1 protein-coding gene and 1 pseudogene are annotated in these 1,199 nt (G+C 36.3%); one reads left to right on the top strand and one right to left on the bottom strand.

The genetic code is table 11. From position 1 onward, the window contains the following. The first annotated feature begins 223 nt into the window (after window positions 1–223). Window positions 224–565, top strand: a complete 342-nt coding sequence (locus tag LJE08_RS13545) for a sigma factor-like helix-turn-helix DNA-binding protein (RefSeq protein WP_227403522.1) — start codon at window positions 224–226, stop codon at window positions 563–565. Window positions 566–882: 317 nt separating this feature from the next. Here LJE08_RS13545 and LJE08_RS13540 read toward each other — a convergent pair. Continuing rightward, window positions 883–1,199, bottom strand: a pseudogene (locus LJE08_RS13540) (transposase); the annotation flags it as partial.

Raw genomic sequence — 1,199 nt, 5'->3', positions numbered from 1 at the left:
TGATGGAGCTCCTGTATAGGCTACATCTGATTCATAAAAATCCGAATCCAAAAATTGAGTATTCCACGCATTCAGAGCCACACCGTCCAGCACTGAGAGCCACCCATTCCATTATTTAGAGCCACCCAATCCATTAATCAGAGTCGCTTATACACCTTCAGTTGTCAGATGTATTTGTAGAATATTCAGTTCTACAGATCTTGCAAATTGGAGGTGTTTTTTTATGCGAGATTTAAGACGAATTCTTGAACTTAGGTTTGAGAATCATTCTCAGCGTGAAATCGCTAGAATGCTGAAAGTATCACGAAATACAGTTCGTGATGTATTTGATGCAGCTGATGCTGCAGGTGTCTATTGGAACACTGCTTACAATTTAAGCGAATCCCAAATCAATGAACTTCTTTTTCCATCAAATGGAATAGATGTTTCTTATGAACAGTCTGACTATGCATATGTGCATAAGGAGTTTTTGAAGGTTGGAGTCAGTTTTAAAATGCTTTGGAAAGAATATGTGGATCAATGTAAAAGTACGCATAAGGTATTTCTAAAGCACACCCATCAGTGAATATGAACGAAACGATTTATTTGAAGTGATACGATCAAGAATAAATAAAAAATAACCATCTACTGCAGTCAATGGGCCCTGAAGGATGGCTAGGCAAATTAGGCGATTGGCCACTCGATGATGCCATTCTAGTTCGCATTAGAAACTCATCTTATACAATTCTTTTAAAAGGAAGATCTCTTCGAGAGGATTATTCAAAAATCAAATAATAAAAATGAGAGCCATTTCATTAATCTGAAATGGCTCTCTTAGTGGATTTAGTGGCTCTGAGCATTGGATTGCATGGCTCTGTCCAAATGGATTCGGTGGCTCTATTTTTATGGATTGGGTGGCTCTGCCACCATGGAATACTCAAAAAATCTCTTTGAATTCGAATTTTTCATAAGTATACGAGCTTTAGTCTGTAATAAGCAGGCTGTTTTGTAATTGACCTTCAATTCTTTAGAAAGTTCCATACTAGAAATACCATTATTTGCAGTAAAGATTAGAAACAAACCGTACAATAAAACATTTAAAGGCAGTTTGTTATCCTGAAAGATTGTATTGGATAATAATCTTTCATCATGTTTGCAGTTAGCACAACGATAGCAATTCTTAGTTTTCATGAAATAGTAGTGAGTACAGCCACACTTTT

The sequence above is a fragment of the Holdemanella sp. DFI.5.55 genome, from assembly GCF_020593575.1.
GTDB lineage: Bacteria > Bacillota_I > Bacilli_A > Erysipelotrichales > Erysipelotrichaceae > Holdemanella > Holdemanella hominis.
This window is presented reverse-complemented; position numbering and strand designations above follow the sequence as displayed.